The organism is Kribbella sp. NPDC056951 (assembly GCF_042674205.1).
GTDB classification, from domain to species: domain Bacteria; phylum Actinomycetota; class Actinomycetes; order Propionibacteriales; family Kribbellaceae; genus Kribbella; species Kribbella yunnanensis.
In genome coordinates this window covers 59,851-84,780 of record NZ_JBHUQZ010000016.1, presented here as the reverse complement: position 1 = coordinate 84,780, position 24,930 = coordinate 59,851, and the positions used below count along the sequence as shown (strand labels likewise).

Sequence of the window (24,930 nt, the reverse complement as noted above, 5' to 3'; positions counted from 1 at the left end):
CCGAGCCCTGGCGCCTGAGCTGGTGCACGATCGACTGCAACTGGGCGTCATCCAGCTCGATAGCGGGTCTGACGAGTCCGATTGCGACGGTCCCCGGTGGGTGTGTCCGGTCTGACACCTGGTGTTGCTCCTTCTTCGGTGCTCGCTGGGTCAGGGGGCAGATCTGGGCAAAAGTCTTGGAGGTCGTCGCGTCGGGCCGTCTCAGGAGCTGCAGGTGGGGATGGTGCCGTTGTGCCCGGCGGGGATGGCGTAACCGGCGAACACCCAGCCTTGGGCCGGGTCCTTGGGCTGCGAGTTGGCCCACTGGGTGCCGGTGGTGTGTGGCCAGTGGATCTTCAGCCAGACCGGTCCGACCTTCATGCTGGGGTCCGCGTTGAAGTTCGACTTCAGTTGGCAGTCGGCCCACAGGATCGACCGGTTGCCCGCGGAGCCGAACTGCTCGTCGTTCAGCTCGGGTCCGGTTCGCACCTTGAGTCCGAGCTTGCCGGTGTCCACCACGACGTACTGGTACGGCCCGGCGGCTGGGGGCTGGTTGGTGGAGACCTTGGCCATCTCGGTGCGGAACTGCGGATCGGTCAGGGTCTCGTCGGCCATCAGTTGCTGGACACAGTGAGCCGTGGAACCGGTCCCTGATGCGGTGCAGTTGTTGCCGCCGGAGTTGTTGCTGCCGGTGTTGCCGATGTTGTTGTCGCCGCCGCTGTTGCTGACGTTCCCGGTCCCGCTGCTGGTGCTGGCGGGCTTGTCGGCGCTGGACTTGTCGTCTCCGGAGAACGGCTGAACGGCGGCGAGGACGCCGCCGAGCGCCGTGAGTAGGGCCGCCACTGCTGCGGCGATCTTCAAGTTCCGCCCGAGATGTGAGGTCCGCCGAGGCGGGGTCGGGCTAGGCGGGGTCGGCGTGCTGGTCGACGTCATGTCAGGGTCCTCTTTCTCTCGCTCGCGTCGGTTCTCTCGGGCTCCGCGCTCGTCGCGTCCGCATACGTGGGGAGCCACCGTTTCGTTGTCAAAAGCCTCGTGATCGCAGCCATCGTTCGATCTGCTGCAGCTCGGCCGGGGTGAGGAAGTTCAGGCGGCGGACCGCGGCGCGGATGCGCTGGCGTGGCCAGTGCCGGGCCAGGATCGGCAAGATGTCGGTCACGAAGATCCGGGCGCTCTGCGCGCTGCACAATGCCCGGCCGGCCCAGGCCAGCTCGGGCGTCCTGGGCCGGTAGTTCTCCAGGGAGGTGGTCACGCCGCTTACCGCTCCAGGTAGCGGGTCCGCCGGCGCTGCCTCGCGATCTCCATGTCCAGGGCCGCGTCGGCCGCGATGTCGTCATCGAGACCCGCCCGCTCCAACGCGTTGCGCCCCCACTGGTAGGCGGTTGCCGCCGCGAGGATCGGGACGATGTCGCGAGTGATGACCCGCGCCCGCTGGTTCATCAAGGCGATCTGAACCCGCTGCTCGTGCACCGACTCGACCGCGACGACCGTCACCTCACGCGCCACCGCGGCGAGCGTGCGGATGGTCGTCGTGATCGCCGGCACCAGCGCCTTGACCGCGATCTGCCCGGCGAGATGTCCCGGGACCTGGACCAAGACGTCGCGCTCATCGATCTTGACTAGTTCGTTGCCCACTGCGTTCTCCCAGCTTCTCGTCCCCCGCCGTTGCTAGTCAGCTTGCGCCAGCAGCCGGTTGCGTGGAGCAGAGGCTGCAAAAGCTGCAAAATCTTCGCTAGCGTGGTCAGATGACGCCGCCCGAGCTCGACGAGCCCGACCTGGGTCCCGCGGTCGCCACGTCGCGAGGCAGCCTCGGGGAAGCTTTGAAGGACCTGCTGTATCGGGTCGAGCGTTCTGGCCGCAACGTCGAAGTAGCGGTGCTCGCTCGTGAGACCAAGCTGAGGCCGCGCACCGTCTACGCCTACTTGTCCGGCGAGAACGTGCCGCCTCGCGGCTCGCTGGACAGCCTGCTGAACGTGTTGAACGTGTCTGTCGCCGAGCGGGACTGGCTTCAGGACCTGCGCGAGGACGTTAAGCGCTTCCCCAAGCCCAAGAAGGCCGGCGCGGCCGATTCCGGCGAGCCGCTCATAGAGATCAAGTTGCCCGACGGCTCGGTCCGCGTGGCCGAGATCGACGAGGCCGCGGACGTCCCGGACGACGAGAAGAGCCTGGCTGGGCCCTACGAGATCGTGGAGCTGAGCGAGCACGCGTACGTCGATGCGCAACGGACCATCCCGCGGGTCGACTGCCACCGCAAGATCCGGGCTCTTGCCACCGATGTCGAGCGCTTCTCGTACGCGTTCGAAGGCCCACCCGACTCCGGCCTGAGCCGTGTTGTCGTCGAGTCGCACAACGACGCTGTCGTCTTGCAGGTGGTCCGCGTCGGGCGGAACTCCTACGTCTTTCACTTCACCTTGCCAGAGGTCCTCGACGCCGGACAGACCGCGGACATCAGCTTCTCCCTGTTCACCTTCGAGAACCCGAACACCGATCCCCAAAACATCTACGGCAAGCGCCAGTTCGTCGACACCGACAAGGTCGAGCTCACCGTCGAATTCACCGATGACGGTGCGCCAGCCAGGGTGCGCTGGTTCGCGGCAGCCTTCCCGATCGGCAACTTCCCCGACGGCTACACCTTCCCGCCCGGGAACGTCATCGAACCCGCATCCGGGCATCGCTACGAGCAGACCTTCTCGGGTATCGACCTGCCGCAGGGCCGCATTGTCGGCATCGTGTGGAACTACTAGCGAAGCAAGATCACCTGATGCCGGCTCCAAGCCCGTTTCAGCGACTTCAACCTCCGCGCTGGCACCGCGAACGCCCAGGCTGCCGACGCCATCGTTTACAAAGGGCCGCACCATGACGCTGGAATCGAAGTTCTTGGACGAGCAGGGCAGCCGCCCCGAGGTCTTGGTGGCCGCACCGGGGTACTGCGTGATCACGCCGAAGGTCGCAGCGCCAGTTGGCGACGATGGCGTGCAGATGGATTCAGGGGATGGCGACAGCTAGGACAACTGGAACGCTTAGTGCCGTATACCCGTCGACCGCCGAGCGATCCTGCTCGCATCGGCTCTGAAACGACAGAACGAGGTGGACCAGACCGGGCGCAACGTTCGCGCGACGGCAATGCGGCCACGGTGATTTTCTACTCCTCCTCATCGGCGTCGAAACGGTGCTCGGCGAAGTACTCGCGAAAGGCTTCGTCGTCCCAGCTGGCCGGCACGAGCTCTGGCTGTGGGCCAGGCGCTTTCGAGCCTTGTGTCTCACTGAACTGGAGTAGCCGAAGCAGGTACGTGTAGTTGCGTTGCACCAGCTTCGGATCGGTCGACCACAGCCCGAACTCGACGTGCTGCACCGAGGCATATGTCCAATTCGCTGAACCCATCCAGGTTCGGGTCGGGGTGAACTGCAACATGTCCCCGGAGAACGTCTCGTCGTCTTCGTGGTAAGTGGTCACTCCGAGCACCAGGAGCTTCGAATGCAGCAAGGGCTGGCCCTTGCCTTGCCAGCCGGCGATTCGCACAGGACCGAGCATCACGGATTCAAGCGACCCGCTGTAGGGGTGGATCAGCGGACCTGCGCCGTTCTCGTCCGGGAGGGCCAGCTCCTCGAACCCCTCCAGGTAGCCGCTCGCCAGTGGGGTCGCGGTGTCGCTCAGCAACTGCACTGCTCGGTAGGTCGGCTGCTGCTTGTCGACCACGATGCAGCAGCTTCCCAGTCTCGCGAGCGCCTGACTGACACCGTTGTGGGTGAGCCAGGGGACGCAACCGATTGCGGCCGGTCTAGGCGAGACCCTGCTCCAGTAGCGTCCGGTTGCGGTCTCGCGATGGTTGTCGATTCCACTGATCAGGTCGTCGACAACGTGGACACCATGGGCGACCGTGTTACCCGCCGACGTGCCCCACCCTGCCGGTTCGAAGGTCGGGAAGGAGTTATGACCTTCCGATGGTGACTTCACACCGGCACCCTACTCAGCTGGGACTGGCGGCGATGGCGGGCCTTCCTGGGTAGGCGAGCTGATCGTGCTGGGAGTCCGCTATCGCCGTCGTTGGCCGGCCGGGGGTGTCGAGGCGGTAGGAGACAATTGTTAGATGAAATGGATCTGGATCTCTGACGTGGCTGCTCCTTCCGACGAGATCGGGGCAAACGGGCCGGGATCGGATTGGCAGCGGATCGGGACCATTAACTCGACGCACGAGACCGACTTGTGGCGCACAGTACGGCAGCACCTCGGGCAACTCAGTGGCTCCGCGAGGGCGACCGACTTCTACGTCGATGCCGAAGTTGAGCACCCGTGGGTCGCGAGCCTTCTCGAACGTCTCCCTGGACTGTCGGGCCTCGCGCTTGCCAGCGAGGAGTTCTGGCTTGCCATCGATATCTACGGCACCGGCGAGCCCTACCTGGTGACGCGCAAGAAGGCCCGGCTGGTGAACTTGGCCAGACGCGCCCCAGAACGGCACCCCGGATCTCTGGTCAAAACCGCCCTCATCGGCGTGCGGGTAGCGCCACTTGCGCGGCGCGGCGTCTTCAGATCGCTCAACGTCGGCTAGGACCAGAGGGGCACCGCAGCCCTGGTTCGGGTGGCTACGCACTCAATTGCGAAAGCGATCCCTAGCCGCATTCGCAGATGACACCTGACGGGGGTGGCTGTCCGGGCGTCACGTTGCTTGTCTGTCGCCAGTCGCTGAACCTCAATCGGGCAACAGTCTGTTGCCCGATTGACGACGTCGTACGAATGCGTGGGTCCGGTCCGACGCAGTTGGCCGGCGGACGTTACAGACAGCTATATGAGCTGCCGCTCTGATGGACGAACTCCTGGCTCACATGCGTGCTACAACCTGGGCTCGTCCTGACTGCATCTCAACAAAAGGCGTCGCGTTGGGGGCGTGAGGTCCGCGATCATCGAGTGGTGATGACGCCGGGCAAAGCCGATGCGGCGATGCTGCGGTCACCTTCCATGCGGGGATCCGATGACAGTTGTTGTGCAGTGGGTGCGGACCACCTGGACGAAACGGTCGCGGGGTGAGCCGGGCGCGAGTCGGCGGAACGCGGTACCTGTTGGGTTTCGGCTACCTGACGACGAGGCACCGTTCGTGCATGGCGTGGTCATGCGGGAGCAGGACGATTTCAAGGTGTGGGAGGGGACCCGAAGCGGGCTCCCCGATGAGGTCACCCCGACGCGCGGCCGCGAACAGCTCGAGAGTGGAGTCGAGGTGACGCCAGTCGGTGGGTTGATCCAGGTGCAGCTGACGGCGACGCCGTACGGGTTGCCTCCGCGGCCGAATCGGGCGCGGGCGGTGCGGCTGGCGCCGGATGAGTGGGTCAGGTGGCAGATCAACTATCGGTATCCGAGCCATTGGGGCGAGGACTGGGTCTACCGGCTGGACACGTTGAACCTGTTCCACGGGTCGCCACCGCTGGACGCGTTCCTGGGAGAGCCGACGTACGAGGTGAAGGAGCTCGCCTCGTTGTTCTAGCGCCAGTGGTGGGCGGAGATTGACTCTTGGGCTAGGAGGCGGAGGGAGGAGATGAGGGTTTCGCCGAGGATGGTGCCGATGACTACGGATTCGGCTAGTTGGTCTCGGGTGGGGGCGGAGACTGCTTCTACTTCTAGGTGGGCGAAGCGGTCTACGGCTTCGGCGTAGGCGTCCAGGAAGGCGACCAGGTTGTCCTGGCCCAGGGTGCGGAGGGCGGCGACGGTCTCGATGAGGGTGGTCAGGGCGGGGGCTTCGGGTTCTACGGTCCAGCCTCGGCGGGTGATGAGGGCGTTGACCTCGGTGGTTGCGGCGGCTCGGGCTTCGGGGGTGGCGGTGGGTTTGCGGGTGGGGGTGAGGGCTCGGTGGGCGCGGCCGATCTGGTCGTGGAGGGGGACGTCGTCGGCGTCCAGGGACTCGACGATCTCCTTGACCTGGGCTACGGGGACCTGAGCCAGGTCGACGAGGGCGCGGATCAGACGGAGGCGGCGGATGTGGGACTCGCCGTACGAGGCCTGGTTGGGGCTGGTGAGTTCGCCGGGGGCCAGCAGGCCTTCGCGGAGGTAGTACTTGATGGTCGGGACCGGGATTCCGGTCGCCTTGCTGAGTTCACCGATCCGCATCGCTTGCCTTTCGTTTGCGTACGACGGATAGTATCAGTATCCATAAGCGGATACCGTGACTATCCATTGAAGGGAAGCTGATGATCGTCCTCGTACTGCTGCTGGCGACGGCCGCGTTCCGGGGCCTGGGGGTGCTCGGGGTGCGCCGGTACGGCGAATGGCGGGTGGCCGCGGCGCACGGGATGGCCGTGATGCTGCTGTTCACGGCGAGCGCGCATTTCGTACCGGCCGGTGTGACCGTCATGCCCACGCATGAAGACCTGGTGGCGATGGTTCCGCCGTTCGTGCCGTATGCCGACGGGCTCGTCTACCTGACCGGCGTCTTGGAGTTCCTGGGGGCGGCCGGGCTCGTGCTGACCGCGACCCGGAGACTCGCGGCGGCGGCGCTGGCCTTGCTGTTCGTATTGTTGCTTCCGGCAAACATCTACGCAGCTGTTGCGGATGTCAGTAAAGCAAGTCCTTTGTGGCAACGGATTCCCGAGCAACTGCTGTACATCGCCTGCGTCCTCTGGGTCGCCAGCGTCAAGACCAAGATCAAGACCAAGGAAGAGGTGTCCGTATGACCGACGCATCGCGCATTCTGGCCGGCGTCATCCTGCTCACGATCGTCACGATCCAGTTCGGCGGCTACTTCATGACCAAGATTGTCCGTGGTCAAGTGCCGATGACGGACTTCCAGAAGTCGTTCGCGCGGGCCGGACACGCGCACGCCGGCGTCCTGGTGATCCTCGGCCTGGTCGGACTCCTGTACGTCGACCACACCACCCTGACCGGCGTCCCGCTCTGGATCGCCCGCGTCGCGATCCCGCTGGCGGCGATCCTGATGTCGGGCGGCTTCTTCGCCTCGTCCGCAGGGAAGGGGCGAACGGAACCCAACCAGTTCCTCTGGGTGCTGTGGCTGGGAGCCGTGTCGCTCGCCGTTGGTGTGGTGACGCTCGGCATCGGACTCATCGTGGCGTGAACGACTGCAAGCGTCGACCGGCATCGGCGATCAGCGCGGCTGTCTCGGCCGAGGCCTCGTCGACCGTGTATGCAGCGCCCAGGGCGACGATTCCGGCGACGAGTTGCAGCAGCAACGACGGCGTCTCGACAGCGAACTCGACGACACACGCGGCATCCCCGGCCGGCGCGACCCGGCCCGGGGTGAACCAGTGGATGTTGGCCGCCACCTCATCCGCCGGCAGTTGCACGATGAGCCGGACGCGATGCCGGTACGGCGCCGCCATGAACGACTCGGCCAGGTACGACGAGGCGTCGCCCGCCGGCAGTGTTCGCGGACGGAACCGGTGCAACGCCGGACTGACCGAGGCGATCCGGTCGACCCGGAAGAACCGCCAGTCCTCGCGGGACGGATCGAACGCCAGCAGGTACCAATGCCACGCGACCGTGATCAGCTGATGCGGTTCGACCCGGCGCCGCGTCGATGCGTCTCGGCGGTTCACGTAGTCGAAGGCGACGATCTCGTGGTTCCGGCAGCAGGCGGCCAATGTGGCCAGCGTGTCCGGATCGACCTGCGGGATCCCGCGGCGAGGAATGGCCTCCGCCGAACCCATCGCCGCCAACTGAGGCCGTAATCGGGCCGGCAGCACCTGCGTGAGTTTGGCCAACGCACTCATCGAGCTGTCCGCGATCCCGGCCAGCCCACCGCTCCCCGCGCTCACCAGTCCGAGCGCGACCGCGATCGCCTCGTCGTCATCCAGCAGTAGCGGCGGCAGCGTCGTACCGGATCCGAGTCGATAACCGCCCGCCGTACCGGTCGTCCCGGTGACCGGGTAGTCGAGGGCGCGCAGCCGCTCGACATCGCGGCGTACCGTCCGCTCGGTGACGCCGAGGCGCTCGGCCAGCTCGCGGCCGGACCACTCGCGCCGGCTCTGCAGCAGCGACAGCAGGCGAAACAGTCGGCCAGGAAGTCCACTCATTAAGGACAGGATATGTCCGCAAGGGCTCCTAGCGTGGGTCGCATGATGTTCACGAGACAAGCACCCGAGTACGACGACGCCCGCCTCGGCTACCAGCGGCTGGATCCGCACCGGCCCGAGGTGATCTTCGAGGTGACGAGTGCGGCCGAGATCGAGGAGGCCATGCGGTACGCCATCGACCATGACCGAAAGGTCGCAGTCCAAGGAAGTGGTCACGGGCTCACGAAAGGGATCGACGGTGGCGTGCTGATCGCGACCCGCCGGTTCAATGGGGTCCGCGTCGATGCGGCCGCGAAGACCGCCTGGGTCGAGGCCGGCGCGACCTGGCGAGACGTGATGACGGCGACCGCGCCGTACGGGCTGGCTCCGCTGTCCGGCAGCTCCCCGGGCGTCGGCGCCGTCGCTTACACGCTCGGCGGCGGGATGGGGCTGATGGCGCGCAAGTTCGGGTACGCCGCCGATCACGTCCACCGGATCGAGGTCGTGACACCCGACGGTGTACGACGCAATGCCGAGGACGACCCGGATTTGTTCTGGGCGCTCCGCGGTGGCGGCGGCAACTTCGGCGTGGTCACCGGGATGGAGATCGCCCTCTTCGACGTCCCGACCCTGTACGGCGGCAGCCTGTACTTCGATCTCGCCGAGTACCCGACCGTCGTCGAGGCCTGGCGGGACTGGACGCGATCGGTCCCGGACGAGGTGACGTCGGGAGTCGCGATGATCCCGTTCCCGGACGTCCCGCAGGTCCCGGAGCCGTTGCGTGGCAAGCACATCGCGCAGATCCAGGTCGCGATCCTCGCCAACCCCCAAGCGATCGAACCGCTCAGAGCGATCGGTCAACCGGTCCTCGACACCGTCGGTGACCTGCCCTACGTCGAGTCCGGCAAGATCTTCGCCGAACCCGATAACCCGGACAGCTACCGCTCCCACAATGCCCTGCTCAGCGACCTCGACTCGCAGGCTCTGCGGACCCTCCCGAAGACAGCGATCGTCGCGATCCGGCATCTCGGCGGTGCGCTAGCCAACGAGGTCGACAACGCAGTTGGCAACCGCGATGCGTCGTACTCGCTGATCGTCCTGGCGCCCGGGAGCAAGGAGGTCGATCGGCGCGTGTTCGAGCCGTGGCAGGCCTCGACCGTCGGCCGGTTCCTCAACTTCAGCTACGAGAACCTGACGCCGGCCGAGATCGCCGAGGCTTACGCGCCCGGCGATTTCGCCCGACTCGTCAAGCTTCGCGAGCAGTTCGACCCCGACAACCGGCTGGCGCCGAACCACGAATTCAGAGCGCAGCGGTGACGTCGATTTCGACGAGCTGACCGGTGAAGCCGAGCTGTGCGACGCCCAGCAAGGTGCTGGCGGTCGTGAACGCCGGTGCAAGGGCGGACTCGTTGAGCTGCGTCCAGACGGCGCCCAGCTCGTCCCGGTCGGCGCTGTTCACATAGATCACTGTCCGTACGACGTCCTCCGCCGTGGCGCCGGCCGCGCCCAGTGCGGTGAGGATGTTGTCGATGACCTGCGCGGTCTGCCCGCTCAGTCCGCCCTCGGCGACGTCGCCGGACGGGGTGAGCGGGCACTGGCCCGCGAGGTAGATCAGGGTGTCGGCCTGGACCTTGGTCACGTGGTGGTAGCCAGGGGTCGAGTGGAGTCCGTCCGGATTGGTGCGCGAGATCGTCACCCGACCGAGCCAACGCGACAGCGGTTGCCGCGGTCAACAGGTTTACTGGAAGCGCCGGACAAACCGCTTCTGCCACGGCGTTTCGACGGCGTGCGGATCGTAGTGGCGTCGCACATAAGCCACCGCCTCAGCCGCGGGGGCGCCGTCCAAGACCGCCAGACACGCGAGGGCCGTACCAGTCCTCCCTCGGCCGCCGGCGCAGGCAAACTCAACCCGCGATGATCCCGAACGCTCCAACGCATCCAGAAAGACCTCGCGAGCCTCAGAGCGAGAAGCGGGCAGTCGGAAGTCCGGCCAGCGCAACCACCGCGACTCCCACTCGACAGCCGGCGGCGTCGCGGCGAGCAGATAGACGCCGTACGCCGGAAATGGCGCTGCCGCCGGGCCGTTGCGCAGACCGCGTCCGCGCACCATCCGTCCCGACGGCAACTCGAGCACTCCAGGTGCTCCCTTGACCCACATCCACCAAACCCTAGACGAGCCGCTCCTCGGTGGACGTTGAGAACAGATGAAGCTTTGCGGGGTCCGCCGCCAGGTGTACGACGGCACCCTTGTCGTTGTGCAGGCGGGTACCGATCCGGGCGATGATCTGCTGGTTCGTGTGCACGGCGGTCCCGTACAGGAACGCATCCGAGCCGAGCTCCTCGATCACCGCGACATTCACCGGCATGCCCTCATCGGCCAGGTGGAACGCCTCCGGCCGAACGCCCAGCGTCACGGTCTTGTCGGACCCGGCCTTCGCCAGTACGTCGCGAGCAATCGGTACGACGTAGTCGCCAACCTGAGCGCCTCCGTCGACGATCGATGCGTCGAGCAGGTTCATCGCAGGCGAGCCGATGAAGCCGGCCACGAACTTGTTCACCGGCCGGTCGTACAGGTTCAGCGGGGTGTCGACCTGCTGCAGCACACCGTCCTTCAGTACGGCGACGCGGTCGCCCATCGTCATCGCCTCGACCTGGTCGTGCGTGACGTACACCGTGGTGACGCCCAGCCGGTGCTGGAGTTCCGCGATCTGGGTGCGGGTCTGGACCCGCAGCTTCGCGTCCAGGTTCGACAGCGGCTCGTCCATCAGGAAGACCTGCGGACTGCGGACGATCGCGCGCCCCATCGCGACGCGCTGACGCTGTCCACCGGACAACGCCTTCGGCTTCCGGTCGAGGTACTCCTCCAGGCCGAGCAGCTTCGCCGCCTCGAGCACGCGACGAGCGCGCTCCTCCTTGTGGATGCCCTGCATCTTCAGCGCGAAGCCCATGTTCTCGCCGACCGACATGTGCGGGTACAGCGCATAGTTCTGGAACACCATCGCGATGTCCCGTTCCTTCGGCGGTGAGTTGGTGACATCGCGATCGCCGATGGAGATCGCTCCGTCGTTGACCTCTTCGAGCCCGGCCAGCATCCGCAGCGCGGTCGACTTACCGGAGCCGGAGGGTCCGACGAGGACCATGAATTCGCCGTCCTGGATCTCGAGATCCAGTCGATCGACGGCCGCAGTATCGGTTCCCGGGTAGACCCGGGTAGCCCCCTTGAACGAGACAGTTGCCATATCCGGGACAACCGCGGTACTAGGAGATCAATTCCCCGGTGAAGTAAGTGCCGGGCCGGACCGCCTCGCTGAGCAGTTCCTGCAGTGCGACCACGGCTCGGCTCGGTTGCCGTCCGGCGATCGTTGCCACCGACAAGGTCCACGTCAGCCCGGGCTTTGTCAGTGGCAGATGCACCACACCGGCAACCGACGGTGAAATGTCCGGTACGACGGCGATCCCGAGCCCGGCGCGAACGTACTCCGGCACCTCGCTCAGATCCGGCACCTCGACCTGCACCTGTCGCGGAACGCCGGCCCGTTCGAAGGCCTGATCCACCATCCGCCGATTGCCGAACCCACGCAGCATGTCGACGAACCGCTCCCCGGCCAACTGCTCAAGCGCCACCGACACCTCCGAGGCCAGCCGATGCGAAGGCGGCACCAGTACGGCGAATGGCACCGACGCCAGCTCGCGGACGTCAAGCCCACCCAGCTCCGCCAGCGGCAGACCGACCAGCGCAACATCGAGCCGCCCATGCCGTACGTCGTCGGCCAGCCCGCTCGACCCGGTCGGCGACGTCGTCACCTGTACGTCGACCAACGGATACGTCTGGTGGAAGGCCCCGAGCAGCGGAGCGAGGTCGACCAGGCCGAGCCGCGTCATCGTGCCGATCCGGAGGTTCCCGCGCAGCCCGGTCGAGGCCTCCTCCACCACCGAACGCGCCCGGTCGAGCGCCTCCAGCGCAGCCTTCGCCTCCGGTAGCAACGCCGCTCCCGCTGCCGACAGCGTCACCCGCCGGGTCGATCGGTCGAACAACGTCGTCCGCAGATCCGTCTCCAGCGCGCGGATCGCGGCCGACACCGTCGACTGGACGGTGAACAACCGCTGCGCGGCCCGCGTGAAACTCAGCTCCTCCGCGACCGCGACGAAGTACTCGAGCTGCCGACTGTCCACAGCGTCAATTATCGCCAGCCTCGATAAGACAGTGCAAGAACTTTCGTTGGACTCGATAGATCATCGGAGGGACTCTGTTGACATGTCCACAACACTGAACCCGGTCGAGTCCCGGGTGCGGTTCGCCCATCAGCCCGGGTTCTGGGTGATCGCCGCCGCCTTCCTGATCACGATGGCCTTCTCGACCGTCCCGACCCCGCTCTACGCGATCTACCAGCGGCGGGACGGCTTCCCGACGTACCTGATCACGGTGATCTTCGCGGCCTACGCGGTCGGCGTGATGGTCAGCCTGTACCTCGCCGGCCACGTCAGCGACTGGCTCGGCCGACGCCGGGTCGCGCTGCTCGCCGTACTGGCCGAGGCGGTCTCAGCCGCGATCTTCCTGATCTGGCCGGACGTCCCCGGGCTGCTGCTAGCCCGCTTCATCTCCGGCGTCGGCGTCGGTGTGCTGACCGCCACCGCAACGGCTCACCTCTCCGAACTGCGCAAGATCGCCCGACCGGACGAAGACCCGAGCCGGTCCGCGCTGATCTCCAGCATGGTCAACCTCGGTGGCCTGGCCTTCGGTCCGCTGGTCGGTGGCGTGCTCGCTCAGTACGTCGCCTCTCCGCTCGAGCGCCCGTACGAGATCTTCCTCGTGCTGTTGCTGCTCAGCGCCGTCGGGATCGCGCTCGTCCCCGAGACCGTCGAGCGGCTGGAAGAGCGACCGGCGTACCGGCCGCAGCGGGTCGCATTGCCGTCGGCCGCGAAGCCGCTGTTCTTCGCGAGTGCGATCGGTGCCTTCGCGGCGTTCTCGATCTTCGGGCTGTTCACCTCACTCGCGCCGACGTTCCTGGCCGGCGTGCTGCATCAGCCGTCGCGGATCCTGGCCGGTGTCGTCACCTTCGCGGTCTTCATCGCCGGAGCCGGCAGCCAGGTCGTCTTCGTCCGGATGGAACGCCGCAACCAGCTGCGCCTCGGCCTGACCTTCATGTCCGTCGGCCTGGTGGGTATCGCGGTCGGTGGCCTGATCCCGAACCTCGCGCTGTTCGCCATCGGCGGCGTGATCGCCGGAGCCGGTGTCGGTCTGGTCTTCCGCGGCGCGGTCGCTACGGCCGCCGCACTCGCCGATGCAGGCTCCCGAGGCGAGGTCCTCGCCGCCCTCTTCCTGATCGCGTACGCCGGTCTGGCGCTTCCCGTCCTGGCCATCGGCCTGGGCATCGCGCTGCTCCCGGCCGCCACGGCCCTGCTGATCTTCTCCGTGCTGATCTTCATCCTCGTCAACGCTGCTGTCCCGCGGATGCTCAAACACTAAGATCCACCGCATGGGTGTGACTGTGACTGTTGGGGACCAGGACGCATATCTGGCGCGCGTCGGCCGGGCAGGGATGTTGCTGCTACCGATGATCACCGGGATCGGCGAGCAGATCCGCGACTGGGCGGACGAGCTCGCCGCCGCCGGGATCACCGCGCTCGTCTGGGATCCGTTCAAGGGCAAGAGCCTCGACAACTCGACCCGGGAAGAGTTGTCCGAGCTGCTGGCGGACATGGACGACGACCAGGCTCTGGCGGAACAGCAGGCCTTGCTGGACTACCTGTTCGACGACCTCGGCTGCAACAAGGTCGGTGCGATCGGTTGGTGCCTCGGTGGGCGGTTCTCGCTACTCCTCGGCGCCCGCGACCAGCGCCTGGCCAATGTCGTCGCCTTCCACCCGACGATCCCGTCGAACCTGCCACCGCACCACACCTACGACACGACCACCGACGCGCCCGGCATCACCGCGCCAGTCCTCGTCAGCTACCCGAGCGCCGACACTCTCGTGTCGAACGCCGAGTTCGAGGCTCTGCAAACCGCACTCCAGTCCCGCCCCACCGGCGCGACCTTCACGCACTACTTCCCGGGCGCCCTCCACGGCTACACCGACAAGTCCCGCCACGACAACCCCGTCAACGCCGCCGCGTTCCGCCTGGCCTGGCCGCAAGCCCTCGCGTTCATGAAGGCGACAACGAGCTAGGCCGCCTGTCGCCGGTGGGCCGTGGGCGTCGTACCGCGGACCCGTTTGAAGGCGACGCTCAGAGCGAAGGCGTTTGCGTAGCCGACGCGGCGGGCGATGGTTTCGACGGTGTCTTGAGTACTGCGGAGTTGGTCGGCCGCGAGGGTGATCCGCCAGCTCGTGAGGTAGCTCATCGGGGCTTCGCCGACGACTGCGGTGAACCGCCGGGCGAGGCTGGCGCGCGACACTCCGACCCGATCGGCGAGCTCGGGAACACTCCACGGGTACGCCGGATCTGCGTGCAGTAGACGCAGTGCCGACCCAGCGACCGGATCGGTCTGCGCCTGGTACCACCCGGGCGCCTGTGATTCCGGCCGGTCGAACCACGCTCGTAGGGTCACGATCAACGCGAGATCGAGCCACCGATCCAGCACACTCTGCTGACCGGGGGACTCGCGGCGAATCTCCCCGGCGATCATGTCCATCACCGGCCCGGCCAGGTCGGCGGCCGGAACCACCAGCACCGACGGCAGTGCGTTGAGCAGTCGGCGACTGACATCACCGGCCACCTGATAGGTGCCGCTGGCAACCATCGCCGAGCCCTCCGCGCGACCGCCGTACGTGCGCAGGCCGAGTCGCTCACTGTAGTCAGTAGGGGCCCCAGGCAACGGTTGGCAGATGTTGCCGGGCAGGATCCGGAGCTGGGGTGCGGTCGTGACGCTGTCACCGACGACGTACGGCGTGGTGCCGGTGAAGACCGCGACGTCGCCGCGTTCCATCCGGAGCGGTTCGATCCCGTCCCGGGTGATCCATGCGTCGCCGCGCACCATCGTCGCCAGCGCGAGCGGCGCCTCCTCGCGGATCTCCAGCGCCCACGGCGGCTCCAGGATGCCGAGGTTGAACACCCCGTCCACCGCGCGGGTCCCGGTCAGCAGGTCATCGAGCACGTCCATACCCTGAGCGTATCGGACATGGAACTGCGCTGAACAGCCATGGTTAAGCTCAATCTCTCGCGATGAACTAGAGCCATGACAAACACTTCGGAAATCCTCATCGTCGGTGGCAAGGGCAAGACCGGACGCCGCGTCGCGGCCCAGCTCGACGCCCGCAACGTCCCCTACCGCCTCGCCTCCCGATCCAGCGCGCAGCGCTTCGACTGGTACGACGAGAGCACGTGGTCCCCGACGATCGCCGGCGCCGACACGGCGTACCTGGCACCGCCGGTCGGCCCGACCGGGCTCGCCGCAGCGGGCCGCTTCGTGCAGCAGGCCGCCAACGAAGGACTGCGCCGCATCGTCCTGCTGTCCGGCCGCGGTGTCGGCAGCCCCGGTCGCGAGTTCGCCGTCTACGAAGGCCAGCTCGGACTGGAGCACGCCGTACAGGCCAGTGGTGCGGACTGGACGATCATCCAGCCGGCCTGGTTCGCTCAGAACTTCAGCGAGGAGTTCTTCCGGTACGACGTCCTGGCCGGCGAGATCCGGTTGTCGGCCGGCGACGGTGGCGAGGCGTGGATCGACACCAATGACGTCGGTGACGTGATGGCCGCCGTACTGCTCGACGAGGCCTACACCGGCGCGACCTACGCGCTGTCCGGTCCGCGCACCCTCACGATGGAGGAGGTTGCCGCCGAGCTCACCGTCGCCACCGGCCGGCCGATCACCTACGTCGACCTGGACCCCGAGCAGTATGTCGCCGAACTGATCGAGCAGGGGCAGACCCGGGAAGACTCGGAGGCCGTCCGCGACCTGTTCGCGGTCATCCGCAACCACCGCTCGGAGTACGTGTCGGACGGCGTCGAGCAGATCCTCGGCCGCAAGCCGCGCGACTTCACCGACTGGGCCCGCGAAACGGCGACGACCGGAATCTGGGCTGATTGACCGACCGTGATCGATCGGACACGGAAGATGATGCGAGTCGGCGGCGGCGATGTTTTGATCGATGAATGAGCATCCGCCGAACGGTCACCTCTACTGGTGACCCCGCCTGGCTCGTCTCCGACTACCCGACCGTCAAGGCCCTGCTGCCGGACCCGCGGCTCGGCCGAACGCATCCCGATCCGTCGACCGCCCCGCGGTACTCCGAGTCGGTGGTCTTCGGGCCACCCGCTCCGGAGACACCGACCTCCGCCGCGGATCACAAGCGGATGCGCAAGCTGCTCGGACCATGGTTCAGTGCACGCCGGCTGGAGCAGTTCCGGCCGCGCGTCGAGGAGCTGGTGACTCAGGTCCTCGACGATCTCGCACTGCGGGATCGGCCGACCGACTTCCACGAGGCGGTGTCGTTTCCGCTGCCGGCGTTGGTGATCTGCGAACTGCTGGGCGTCCCGCCGGAGGATCGCGAGCGCTTCCGCGGCTGGTCCGAGGACACCGCGGACATGATCGATCCTGGTCGATCGATCGCCGGGTACGCCGCATTGGCGGAGTACATCGGTGGTTTGCTCGCACAGCGATTGGAGCGGCCGACGGATGATCTGTTGTCGAGCTTGGCAGCGGCTCACCTCGAGGACCCGGAGGGATTCCCGTTGGGCGAGGCCGCGCAGATGGGCGGTGGGGTGCTGTTCGCCGGTCACGAGACCACGGTCACCGCGATCGACACCGGCGTACTGCAGTTCTCGTTGCACCCCGAGCAGCAGCAGGCGCTGCGGGTCGACCCCTCGCTCGTGCCGGCCGCGGTCGAGGAGATCCTGCGCTCGTCGATGCCGCTCCCCGGCGAGACCGCCCGCAATGACGAGGCGTTCGGACTACCGCGCTGGGCGAACGCGCCGATCGAGCTCCCCGAAGCGACGATCGCGGCCGGTGATCTCGTCGTACTGCAACTGCTCGAGGCGAACGAGGATCCGGTGGTTGTCGGAGCCGACACGGGTTTCGTGAGTACCCGGCAACCCAATCCACACGTGTCTTTCGGGCACGGACCGTACTTCTGCATCGGCGCACCACTCGCCCGGCTGGAACTCCAGGTGCCGTTCAGCCAGCTGTATCGACGCTTCCCGCACCTGGCGGTCGCCGTACCGGCGGAGGCGTTGACCGCTCGGCCCAATCAGTTCACCGGCGGGATCGAGGCGTTGCCGGTCACCTGGTAGCAAACAAGAAGGCCTTCACACCCACCTGAGTGTGAAGGCCTTTCTGTTCAGTGAACTACTTGTGGTCGTGCTGGAGTTCGGTCCACTCCTGGCGGGTCATCTCCTGGAGCTCCGCCGGCGCGGTCTTCGACTGGATGTTCGCACCCTGACCGACGGCGCCGCCGCCGAACGTGATGTTGGCCCAGTTGTTCTGGGTGGTCAGCGTGTTGGTGAGGTTGTCGTCGTTGATGTCGGCCGCACCGGTGTCGGTGGTGTCACCGTCGCAGTTCCAGTCGATCCGGCCGCTGGCGGTACCGGTCGTCGTGCGGCTGGTGCCGTCCGGGCACTTCCAGCTGGTCTTGTACACCTCGAGGTTCGGGCCCAGGCCGATCGACTCCTTCAGGGCGGTCTCGTTCAGCGCTCCCGGGGCGACGTTCGAGTAGCTCCAGTAGCGGGTGCCGTCGGCCTTCGGGACACCGCCGAGCTGGAAGAAGTAGTTCATCACGCTCAGGTAGTTCGGCTTGTAGTTGACGTGGTCCGAACCGCCGTGCCGGAGACCAAGGTTGTGACCCAGTTCGTGGATGAACGTGCCGACGTTGGTGTTGTCGGTCGCGTTCCAGTTGCACTTCGGGCCGACCGTGACGATGAACGTGTCGTTCGGGATCGCGAACGCGTTGCCGCTGCTGCAGCCACCGCCGTAGCTGTCTCCGAAGAGTGCGTAGTGGAAGACGGCCTTGCGTACCGGCTTGAAGTGGGTGTTCTTGATCGCCGTGGTCTCCGTGGCAGCCGGGTTCAGGTCGGCGTCGTAGGGGACCTCGTTGCCACCGCCCAGGTTGTACTTCGTGCCTCCGGCCGGCCCGGCGTCGAGGTGGATGTTGATACCGGCGGTGCCGTTCGGGTTCATGACCGGGGCCTGGGCGAAGACCTGGACGATCCGGTCCAGCGCGGCCACGCTGGCCAGTCGCCCGGCCATGTAGTCCAGCTCGACGAACAGGTCCTTCTTCTTCGGATCTGCACCCATCGCCTTCAGGTCGACGTCGACGACGCCGTCACCGTTGGCGTCGTACCCGTTGGTCTCCCAGGTGTCGGGCAGCGAGTCGCCGTCGGTGTCGGTGGCGAGCACGGCCTGCGACACGGGCGGGGCTGCGTTCGGGCCGTCGGACGGTACGGCGGCGACCGCGCTGGTCGCGGCGAGCGCGGCGGCGGCGAGTGAACCGAACACGGTCAAAAAGGCAGGGCGGGGCCTCATACAGATCTCCTTGAGGGGCGGTCAGTGATCTCCCGTTACCGTAGGTGGTTCCGGTACTTTTTGGCGACCTAACTGCGCCATGGCTCAAGTGGGTCAAGCGGTTAAGGCAGTCAGGTAGCGGACAGAACCCGGCCGCTATTGATGGCAAGCTGGTCCCATGTCCGAAACCTCAGCCCGGCTTCTCTCGCTGCTCTCCTTGCTCCAGGCGCGCCGTGACTGGCCGGGCGCGCTCCTGGCCGACCGCCTCGAGGTCAGTGCGCGCACGGTACGGCGGGATGTCGACCGCCTGCGCGATCTCGGCTACCCGGTGCGCGCGATCAAGGGCCCGGACGGCGGCTACCGCCTCGACGCCGGCGCCGAGCTGCCGCCGTTGCTGTTCGACGACGACCAGGCGATCGCGGTCGCAGTCGCCCTGCAAACCGCGACCACCACGGTGACCGGTATCGAGGAAGGCGCGTTGCGAGCACTCGCCACGGTTCGCCAGGTGATGCCCGCGCGACTGCGACAGCGCGTCGACGCGCTCCAGGTGACCACCATCGATCGATACCCAAACCGCCGTACGACGGTTGATTCGAACCAGCTCATCGCGATCGGGATGGCGGTTCGCGCCCAGGAGGTACTGCGGTTCGACTACCAGTCACCGGGTGCGCCCGAGGGGGAGTGGTTGCCGCCACGCAAGGTCGAGCCGCATCACCTGGTCACGTGGGGCGGCCGGTGGTATTTGATCGGCTGGGACCTGGATCGCAAGGACTGGCGGACGTTCCGGGTCGACCGGATGACGCCGAAGACGCCGACCGGGCCTCGGTTCATCCTGCGCGACCTGCCGGGCGGAAACGTCTCGGAGTACATCGCGCGGCAGTTCAAGACCAAGGAGCAGTTCCCCTGCCGCGGTGAGGCTGTGCTGCAACTCCCGGCCAGCGAGGTCGCGCCATGGTCCGGCCAGGACACGATGGTCGAGGAGGTCACTGCGACGAGCTGTCGAGTGACCATGACGGCCTGGTCCTGGGGCGGACTCGCGGCCCGCTTCGCCATGTTCGAGTGCGACCTGGAGCTGGTCGGCCCGCCCGAGCTCATCACCGCCGCCCACCACATCGCCGCCCGCTTCCAGGAGACAGCATCATGACCGACGAACTGATCCTCGCCGACGCAGCCGCCTGGCACGACTGGCTCGCCGCGAACCACCAGACCAGCGACGGTGTCTGGCTCGTGTGCGCGAAGAAGAACGTCACCACGCCCACCAACCTCGCCGTCGCCGACGCCCTCGACGAAGCCCTGTGCCACGGCTGGATCGACGGCCAGCGCAAGACCCGCGACGAATACACCTTCCTCCAGCGCTACACCCCGCGCCGCGCCCGCAGTACCTGGTCCCAACGCAACGTCGAATACATCGCCCGCCTCGACAAAGCCGGCCGCATGCAACCAGCCGGCTGGGCCGAAGTAGACCGCGCCAAAGCCGACGGCCGCTGGGCCAACGCCTACAGCGGCTCCGCCAACCTCGAGATCCCCGCCGACCTGGCCGCCGCGATAGCCGCCGTACCGCAAGCCCAAGCCATGTTCGACATCCTCACCAGCGCCAACCGCTTCGCCGTAGTCCACCGAGTCAACAACGCCAAACGCCCCGAAACCCGCACCCGCCGCATCACCCAGTTCGTAGCCCAACTAACCCGAGGCGAAACCATCTACCCCCAGAAGCGAACTCTGTAGTTCTGTACCTATTGGTATGTACACTCCTGGCATGAGCATTGAAGCGATTACTCGTGAGGTTGTTCTTGATCAGGTGCTTCCGGCTGACTTGGCGGTTCGGCGGGTGCAGGCTCGGCGGATCACGATGTTGCCGGATACGGCCGTCGGGGTGCATACGCACAACGGGCCGGTGTTCGGGAGTATCGAGTCCGGGTCGGCGATCTATCAGTTGCGCGATGAGCCTGAGCTCGTGCTGAACCCGGGCGACCTGTTCTACGAGCCGGCGGATGAGCTCATCCGGTTCGACGCCGGGCCCGACGGTGTCACGTTCCTGGCGTACTTTCCGGTGACCGACGGGCAGGAGCCGTTGCTGGAGATTGTCGGCTAGTAGAGGACCGGGTTGAGTGGCGAGGAGATGACGTCGCCGGGTTGGGTGCCGGGCATCCAGGACAGGTCGTTGCGTTGGGCGTCGTTGACGGGTTCGGAGATTTCCATCGTGGCGTCGACGTAGATGACCGTCATGACCCGGCGCGGTACGTCGGTCGTGTTGGGTGGCGCGTGGTGGAAAGTCCAACCCAGGTGGTAGCTGACCTCGCCGAGTTCGAAGGGCTCGGAGACCTCCGGAAACTCCTGTTCAGCAAGGGCTTTCTGCAGCACTCGCTCGGATTCGTCGCTGATCGGGAGGTCGCGGCCGTGCTCGAAGGTGTGGCTGCCTGCGGCGAAGGAGAGTGGGCCCATTTCCATCGGAGTCTCCTGCAGCGGTACCCACACCGTCACGCACCGGTCGGTAGCGAACGGCCAGTAGTACTGGTCCGCGTGCCACGGCGTCACGCCGCCGCCGGACTCCTTGTACAGCGCCTGATCGTGGTACAGCCGCACTGACTGCACGCCGAGCAATTGCGCCGCGATCCGCGCGAGCCGCGGTGACGACACGAACTCGAGCACCCGCTCGCTGTGCTGCCACAGGTTCGTCACCTGCAGGAACGCCTTGCCGTACGTGTCCCGCTCCGCCAGCGGCAGGTGCTGGGTGTTCAGCTCGATGACCTTCCCGGTGATCTCCGGCTCGTACGCCGCGATCGTCTCGGGGCTCAGCACGTTCTTCAGTTTCACGAAGCCGTGCTGGCGGAAGTGCGCGCGGTCAGCCTGGCTGAGGGTGTAGCCGGCCTCCAGCTCGGAGCGAGTCACTGTCATGGGTCACGAGGGTCCCTGGCGTTTCTGTCGTTGTAAAGATCACTGATCAAATCTTTCCTGTATACGTCAGCGCGAACGTCGCACACGGGAACAGGAAGAGCGATGCCAGCACGATGATCCCCTTGAACGACTGCTGCGGCCCGATCAGCTTGCGGTAGGCCACAACCAGCACCGGCACCATCACCACCTCGAGCACCAGCATGCTGCGCGGAATGATCGTGTCCGTCGCGGCCAGGATGACCGACAACGCCGCCGCCGCGACCCAGGCGCCGTACCCGAGCCTGTACGTCGTTCCTGCGCCGTACCGGACCGCGATCGTCTGGTACCCCGCGGCCCGGTCGGCCTCCAGATCGGCCAGCGTGGTCGGCAGATAAAGGCCGATCGCAGCGAGTGTCCCCTGCAGACCCATCAGCCACGGGAAGTCGCTCAGGTCGGGGTTGATCGCAGCCCAACCAGCCAGCGGGCCGAAGGCGCCGAGCGCCAATGCGTTGACCGCAACGTCGAATCCGGCGCGGGTCTTCAGCCGCACCGGCGGCACGCTGTACGCGTACCCGAGCAGTACCGCGAGCAGCACGCCGAGCGCGAACACGATCCCGACATGCAGGCTGATGCCGACCGCCGCGACCGCCGCCGCGAAGGCCAGTCGCTTCGCCTGGCGGAGCGTGATTCGCCCGTCCAGCAAGGGCGATTTCGCCTTGCGGGGATTGAGCCGGTCACTCGGCAGGTCGTATGCGTCGTTGACCGCGAGTACGGCGAGCCAGACCAGCGGGCCCATCACGACCGCGCCGACGATCAGCCGCGGCCACTGGTCGAGCGGCGGGATCAGCTCCCGCGTCGCGAGCAGGATGCCGACGTAGTAGGGAACGATCGAGACGACCCAGAACGCGGGCCGCCCGACCGCGATCACATCACGAACTCTGTGCGGTGCTGTCCGGGTCATCGCCGTGGTGGCCACACCACCACTCTCCTCCTGTCGCGCCGGACAGCACCTCCCTCTACCGCGTGAGACCCCTCACTCTCCAGCGTGGATGTGAGCAAGCGAACCATTCTCGAGCGCCACCCAGACCGAACCGTCGCTGTCGACGGCCAGCCCGTGCGGCTCGGATCCTTCACCCAGCTCAATCGTCTCGACCACCGTGCCGTCAGAATCGAGCCGCACGAGCGAACCCGAGCCCCACAACGTGATCCAGCACCCGCCATCCGGAGTCGCCACTACCGCATGCGGCTTCGACCCCGCCGGCAACGCGAACTCCTCGATCTTCCCGTCCGCGCTGATCCGCCCGGCCTGGTCGGCCTGCAGTTCCACGAACCAGACCGCCTCCGGCCCGGCGCTGATCCCGACCGGCCCGGCACCTTCAGTCGGCAACGGGTACGTCGTCACGGCGCCGGCGGTGGTCATCCGCCCGATCGCGTTCCCCTGGTTGAGCGTGAACCACAGATCCTCGGCGGCAGTGATCACCGCCGGGAACGCACCGGCAACCCCGATCGGGTACGTCGTCACCTCCCCGTCGACCGTGATCCGCGAGACCTCATCCGTGCTCATCAACGTGCACCACAAGGCGTTGTCGGGCCCAACGCAGATCCCGTACGGCGCACCCGGAACCGCGATCGCGGACACGTTGCCAGAGGCATCGATGTGCCCGATCTGATCGTCACCGCTCCGGGTGAACCAGACGCCGTCGGCGCCCGAGGTGATCACCATCGGACGAGAACCGGGCGCGCCCAGGTCGTACCGCTGCCGGGGCGAGGCGGCAGCGTCGCGCTGCCCGGGCCCGCCCAGGTCGTGACGCTGCTCGGATCCGCCCAGGTCATGACGCTCGGGCTCGCCGAGGTCATGGCATTGCCCGAGTTCGCCTGCGGGCGAGTGCTTCGACGCATCCGGGTTCAGGCGGACGATCGCGCCGGCGTGCACCAGGGTGGTCCACACCTCGCCGGCTGCGATCGCGACGCCGTACGGGCCCTCACCCGGGCCGGAGATTTCAGTGTGTGACAAGGCAGGACTCCTTCAGATCGAGTACGGCGCCACGCCAGCGCGAGACGAACCGGCGGTCGTGGCTGACCACGACGAGCGCTCCGGCGTACCGGTCGAGCGCTGCCTCCAGTTCCTCGACCAGGACGAGCGACAGGTGGTTGGTGGGTTCGTCGAGCAGCAGCACGTCGTACGGCGTACTCAGCAGGCGGGCCAGGGCGAGTCGGCGGCGTTGTCCGGTGGACAGGTCGCCGACCCTCGTCGACAACTGGTCCGCGCGGAACAACCCCAGCCCGGCTGCGCCCTGATGACGGGAGAGTGCCATCCGGAGCGGTTCATCGGGACGCGGTTCGGTCACCTCCTGGTGGAGATAGCCGATCCGGCCGCGGCGTTCGACGTACCCGGAGTCCGGTTGCAGCCGGCCGGCCAGGACGTCGAGCAGCGTGGACTTGCCGATGCCGTTCGGTCCGGTGATGAGCAGGCGCCCACCGGCCGGTACGTCGATCGAGGTCGGCCGGAGCCGTCCCGCGACCGCGACACCGATCGCGTCCAGCCCGGCCGCCGAACCGGTCGTGCGCAGTGACGCGGTGAAGCGCAACGGCTTGGCCGGAATCGGTGCCGGATCTTCCTCCAACCGGCGCAACCGCTCCTTGGCATTGCGGATCTTGCTCCGCTCCGCCTGGTTCACTCGGCCGGTTGCACGGTCGTACGCGACCTTGTTGTTGTCCTTCATCGGCCGCCCGTAGGCAACCCGGTCCGCGGTCGTGCGAACGGTGACGCGCATCTCGGCGACGTCGTCCTCCCACTGCTGCCGGGCCTGTTCGAGCCGCGCCCGCTCGGCCGCCTTCTCCACCAGGTAGCCCTGGTAGCCGTTGCCGTACCGCGTGATCCGGTGCGTGTCACCGTCGACCTCGAAGAGCGTCGAGGCGACCCGCTCCAGGAACGCGCGGTCGTGCGAAACCACCACGGTCGTACCGCGCCGGGACCGCAGGTGATCCTCCAGCCAGGTCGCGGCCGTCATATCCAAATGGTTGGTTGGTTCGTCGAGCAGCAAGATCTCCGGCGACGAGGCGAGAACCGCGGCCAGGTGCAGCCGGGCGAGCTCGCCACCCGACAACTCCGACAACCGACGGTCGGCCGGGACCGTGCTGAGCCCGAGCCCGTGAGTCGCACGAGCGAACCGAGCGTCCGCGTCGTACCCCTCCCGAGCCTCGAACTCGGCCTGCAGATCGCCGTACTCATCCAGTACGTCGAGCGCACCCGCCGCGAGCCGACCTTCCAGCTCGCGCAGCCGGGCCTCGATCCGGCGCAGGTCCGCCAGCGCGTGGTCGGCGAGAGCAGCGACGTCGAGGTCGAGCGGCAACGGATTGTCCTGGGCAAGGAAGCCCAGGCTGCCGGTCGCGGTCACCGAACCCTCGTCTGCCGGCTCCAGGCCGGCGGCGATCCGCAGCAGCGTCGACTTGCCGGAACCGTTTTCGCCGATCAGCCCGCTGACCTGCCCAGGCGGGAAGGCGCAGCTGACGCGGTCGAGGACTAGCTGGTGATCGAACGACTTGGTGATCTCATGCAAAGACAGCTGGGTAGACATACAGATGCTCCTGACTCTCGCGGGTTCGGATTGGCGAACAGCGGGTCAGAAGAGATCACTGGCTAGCTCCTTAATGCG

Annotated in this window: 30 protein-coding genes; 14 read left to right on the top strand and 16 right to left on the bottom strand. The window is 66.9% G+C overall.

What is annotated here, in order from left to right; all coding sequences use genetic code 11:
- Positions 1–201 precede the first annotated feature (201 nt).
- From ACFTSF_RS37690 to ACFTSF_RS37680, 3 genes are all read right to left on the bottom strand, one after another.
- Entirely contained in the window at positions 202–912 is a 711-nt protein-coding gene (locus tag ACFTSF_RS37690; RefSeq protein WP_380159939.1) for a hypothetical protein, read from the bottom strand.
- 88 nt (positions 913–1,000) lie between these two features.
- Positions 1,001–1,228: a hypothetical protein gene (locus ACFTSF_RS37685; RefSeq protein WP_380159937.1), complete on the bottom strand. Its 228-nt coding sequence runs from the start codon at positions 1,226–1,228 to the stop codon at positions 1,001–1,003.
- 5 nt (positions 1,229–1,233) lie between these two features.
- Positions 1,234–1,611, bottom strand: coding sequence for a hypothetical protein (locus tag ACFTSF_RS37680; protein ID WP_380159935.1), 378 nt, complete (start codon positions 1,609–1,611; stop codon positions 1,234–1,236).
- 110 nt (positions 1,612–1,721) lie between these two features.
- Between ACFTSF_RS37680 and ACFTSF_RS37675 the strand changes: the two genes are divergently transcribed.
- Both ACFTSF_RS37675 and ACFTSF_RS37670 read left to right on the top strand, forming a co-directional pair.
- A complete protein-coding gene (locus ACFTSF_RS37675; RefSeq protein ID WP_380159933.1) occupies positions 1,722–2,720 on the top strand; it encodes a helix-turn-helix domain-containing protein in 999 nt (332 codons plus the stop codon).
- Positions 2,721–2,832: 112 nt separating this feature from the next.
- Entirely contained in the window at positions 2,833–2,982 is a 150-nt protein-coding gene (locus ACFTSF_RS37670; RefSeq protein WP_380159931.1) for a hypothetical protein, read from the top strand.
- 136 nt (positions 2,983–3,118) lie between these two features.
- On the opposite strand, the gene ACFTSF_RS37665 is transcribed toward ACFTSF_RS37670, so the two are convergent.
- Entirely contained in the window at positions 3,119–3,931 is an 813-nt protein-coding gene (locus ACFTSF_RS37665; RefSeq protein ID WP_380159930.1) for a hypothetical protein, read from the bottom strand.
- A 133-nt stretch (positions 3,932–4,064) separates the two neighbouring features.
- On the opposite strand from ACFTSF_RS37665, the gene ACFTSF_RS37660 reads away from it, so the two are divergent.
- Together ACFTSF_RS37660 and ACFTSF_RS37655 are read left to right on the top strand one after the other, a co-directional pair.
- Positions 4,065–4,523, top strand: a complete 459-nt coding sequence (locus tag ACFTSF_RS37660) for a hypothetical protein (protein WP_380159928.1) — start codon at positions 4,065–4,067, stop codon at positions 4,521–4,523.
- 420 nt (positions 4,524–4,943) lie between these two features.
- Positions 4,944–5,450: a hypothetical protein gene (locus ACFTSF_RS37655; RefSeq protein WP_344160319.1), complete on the top strand. Its 507-nt coding sequence runs from the start codon at positions 4,944–4,946 to the stop codon at positions 5,448–5,450.
- Here the strand turns inward: ACFTSF_RS37655 and ACFTSF_RS37650 are convergent.
- Positions 5,447–6,070 (bottom strand): MerR family transcriptional regulator, encoded by a 624-nt coding sequence (locus ACFTSF_RS37650; protein ID WP_344160316.1) that lies wholly within the window; start codon positions 6,068–6,070, stop codon positions 5,447–5,449. The genes ACFTSF_RS37655 and ACFTSF_RS37650 overlap by 4 nt on opposite strands.
- Positions 6,071–6,150: 80 nt before the next feature.
- Between ACFTSF_RS37650 and ACFTSF_RS37645 the strand changes: the two genes are divergently transcribed.
- Together ACFTSF_RS37645 and ACFTSF_RS37640 are read left to right on the top strand one after the other, a co-directional pair.
- Positions 6,151–6,633, top strand: a complete 483-nt coding sequence (locus ACFTSF_RS37645; protein WP_380159925.1) for a hypothetical protein — start codon at positions 6,151–6,153, stop codon at positions 6,631–6,633.
- Positions 6,630–7,031: a hypothetical protein gene (locus ACFTSF_RS37640; protein WP_380159923.1), complete on the top strand. Its 402-nt coding sequence runs from the start codon at positions 6,630–6,632 to the stop codon at positions 7,029–7,031. Before ACFTSF_RS37645 ends, ACFTSF_RS37640 begins: the two co-directional genes overlap by 4 nt.
- Here ACFTSF_RS37640 and ACFTSF_RS37635 read toward each other — a convergent pair.
- Positions 7,018–7,989, bottom strand: coding sequence for a helix-turn-helix transcriptional regulator (locus ACFTSF_RS37635; RefSeq protein ID WP_380159921.1), 972 nt, complete (start codon positions 7,987–7,989; stop codon positions 7,018–7,020). The genes ACFTSF_RS37640 and ACFTSF_RS37635 overlap by 14 nt on opposite strands.
- Before the next feature lie 42 nt (positions 7,990–8,031).
- Here ACFTSF_RS37635 and ACFTSF_RS37630 point away from each other — a divergent pair, with 42 nt between their 5' ends.
- Positions 8,032–9,285, top strand: coding sequence for an FAD-binding oxidoreductase (locus ACFTSF_RS37630; protein ID WP_380159919.1), 1,254 nt, complete (start codon positions 8,032–8,034; stop codon positions 9,283–9,285).
- Here ACFTSF_RS37630 and ACFTSF_RS37625 read toward each other — a convergent pair.
- Genes ACFTSF_RS37625 through ACFTSF_RS37610 form a run of 4 tightly spaced genes read right to left on the bottom strand, consistent with a single transcriptional unit; the run spans position 9,269 to position 12,141 of the window.
- Positions 9,269–9,664: a RidA family protein gene (locus ACFTSF_RS37625; protein WP_380159918.1), complete on the bottom strand. Its 396-nt coding sequence runs from the start codon at positions 9,662–9,664 to the stop codon at positions 9,269–9,271. The two genes, ACFTSF_RS37630 and ACFTSF_RS37625, sit on opposite strands and share 17 nt — an antisense overlap.
- Before the next feature lie 42 nt (positions 9,665–9,706).
- A complete protein-coding gene (locus ACFTSF_RS37620; protein WP_380159916.1) occupies positions 9,707–10,126 on the bottom strand; it encodes a protein phosphatase in 420 nt (139 codons plus the stop codon).
- A 10-nt stretch (positions 10,127–10,136) separates the two neighbouring features.
- Positions 10,137–11,207: an ABC transporter ATP-binding protein gene (locus ACFTSF_RS37615; RefSeq protein ID WP_380159914.1), complete on the bottom strand. Its 1,071-nt coding sequence runs from the start codon at positions 11,205–11,207 to the stop codon at positions 10,137–10,139.
- A gap of 19 nt (positions 11,208–11,226) precedes the next feature.
- Complete coding sequence (locus ACFTSF_RS37610; protein ID WP_380159912.1) at positions 11,227–12,141, bottom strand: LysR family transcriptional regulator; 915 nt, start codon at positions 12,139–12,141, stop codon at positions 11,227–11,229.
- An 82-nt stretch (positions 12,142–12,223) separates the two neighbouring features.
- On the opposite strand from ACFTSF_RS37610, the gene ACFTSF_RS37605 reads away from it, so the two are divergent.
- Positions 12,224–13,435 carry an MFS transporter gene (locus ACFTSF_RS37605; RefSeq protein ID WP_380159910.1) on the top strand — a complete coding sequence of 404 codons (1,212 nt, stop codon included), beginning with the start codon at positions 12,224–12,226 and terminating at the stop codon, positions 13,433–13,435.
- A gap of 10 nt (positions 13,436–13,445) precedes the next feature.
- A complete protein-coding gene (locus ACFTSF_RS37600; protein ID WP_380159908.1) occupies positions 13,446–14,135 on the top strand; it encodes a dienelactone hydrolase family protein in 690 nt (229 codons plus the stop codon).
- Here ACFTSF_RS37600 and ACFTSF_RS37595 read toward each other — a convergent pair.
- Positions 14,132–15,067, bottom strand: coding sequence for an AraC family transcriptional regulator (locus tag ACFTSF_RS37595; RefSeq protein WP_344160284.1), 936 nt, complete (start codon positions 15,065–15,067; stop codon positions 14,132–14,134). The two genes, ACFTSF_RS37600 and ACFTSF_RS37595, sit on opposite strands and share 4 nt — an antisense overlap.
- A gap of 75 nt (positions 15,068–15,142) precedes the next feature.
- Here ACFTSF_RS37595 and ACFTSF_RS37590 point away from each other — a divergent pair, with 75 nt between their 5' ends.
- Both ACFTSF_RS37590 and ACFTSF_RS37585 read left to right on the top strand, forming a co-directional pair.
- A complete protein-coding gene (locus ACFTSF_RS37590; RefSeq protein WP_380159906.1) occupies positions 15,143–15,991 on the top strand; it encodes an NAD(P)H-binding protein in 849 nt (282 codons plus the stop codon).
- Between the two features lie 65 nt (positions 15,992–16,056).
- Positions 16,057–17,193, top strand: a complete 1,137-nt coding sequence (locus ACFTSF_RS37585) for a cytochrome P450 (protein WP_380159904.1) — start codon at positions 16,057–16,059, stop codon at positions 17,191–17,193.
- Positions 17,194–17,248: 55 nt separating this feature from the next.
- Here ACFTSF_RS37585 and ACFTSF_RS37580 read toward each other — a convergent pair whose 3' ends face one another.
- On the bottom strand, positions 17,249–18,421 hold the full coding sequence (locus ACFTSF_RS37580) for a zinc-dependent metalloprotease family protein (protein ID WP_380159902.1): 1,173 nt from the start codon (positions 18,419–18,421) through the stop codon (positions 17,249–17,251).
- Positions 18,422–18,578: 157 nt separating this feature from the next.
- Between ACFTSF_RS37580 and ACFTSF_RS37575 the strand changes: the two genes are divergently transcribed.
- Genes ACFTSF_RS37575 through ACFTSF_RS37565 form a run of 3 tightly spaced genes read left to right on the top strand, consistent with a single transcriptional unit; the run spans position 18,579 to position 20,492 of the window.
- A complete protein-coding gene (locus ACFTSF_RS37575) occupies positions 18,579–19,544 on the top strand; it encodes a helix-turn-helix transcriptional regulator (RefSeq protein WP_380159901.1) in 966 nt (321 codons plus the stop codon).
- On the top strand, positions 19,541–20,125 hold the full coding sequence (locus tag ACFTSF_RS37570; RefSeq protein WP_344160269.1) for a YdeI/OmpD-associated family protein: 585 nt from the start codon (positions 19,541–19,543) through the stop codon (positions 20,123–20,125). Before ACFTSF_RS37575 ends, ACFTSF_RS37570 begins: the two co-directional genes overlap by 4 nt.
- Positions 20,126–20,156: 31 nt before the next feature.
- The gene (locus tag ACFTSF_RS37565; protein ID WP_380159899.1) at positions 20,157–20,492 is read left to right on the top strand and encodes an AraC family ligand binding domain-containing protein; all 336 of its coding nucleotides are present in this window, start codon (positions 20,157–20,159) and stop codon (positions 20,490–20,492) included.
- Here ACFTSF_RS37565 and ACFTSF_RS37560 read toward each other — a convergent pair.
- Genes ACFTSF_RS37560 through ACFTSF_RS37545 form a run of 4 tightly spaced genes read right to left on the bottom strand, consistent with a single transcriptional unit; the run spans position 20,489 to position 24,852 of the window.
- Positions 20,489–21,295: a phytanoyl-CoA dioxygenase family protein gene (locus tag ACFTSF_RS37560; protein WP_380159897.1), complete on the bottom strand. Its 807-nt coding sequence runs from the start codon at positions 21,293–21,295 to the stop codon at positions 20,489–20,491. The genes ACFTSF_RS37565 and ACFTSF_RS37560 overlap by 4 nt on opposite strands.
- Positions 21,296–21,341: 46 nt before the next feature.
- Positions 21,342–22,250 (bottom strand): UbiA prenyltransferase family protein, encoded by a 909-nt coding sequence (locus tag ACFTSF_RS37555; RefSeq protein ID WP_380159896.1) that lies wholly within the window; start codon positions 22,248–22,250, stop codon positions 21,342–21,344.
- A gap of 57 nt (positions 22,251–22,307) precedes the next feature.
- Positions 22,308–23,288 (bottom strand): virginiamycin B lyase, encoded by a 981-nt coding sequence (locus tag ACFTSF_RS37550; RefSeq protein ID WP_380159894.1) that lies wholly within the window; start codon positions 23,286–23,288, stop codon positions 22,308–22,310.
- Positions 23,275–24,852 (bottom strand): ABC-F family ATP-binding cassette domain-containing protein, encoded by a 1,578-nt coding sequence (locus ACFTSF_RS37545; RefSeq protein ID WP_380159892.1) that lies wholly within the window; start codon positions 24,850–24,852, stop codon positions 23,275–23,277. Before ACFTSF_RS37545 ends, ACFTSF_RS37550 begins: the two co-directional genes overlap by 14 nt.
- Between the last annotated feature and the right edge of the window lie 78 nt (positions 24,853–24,930).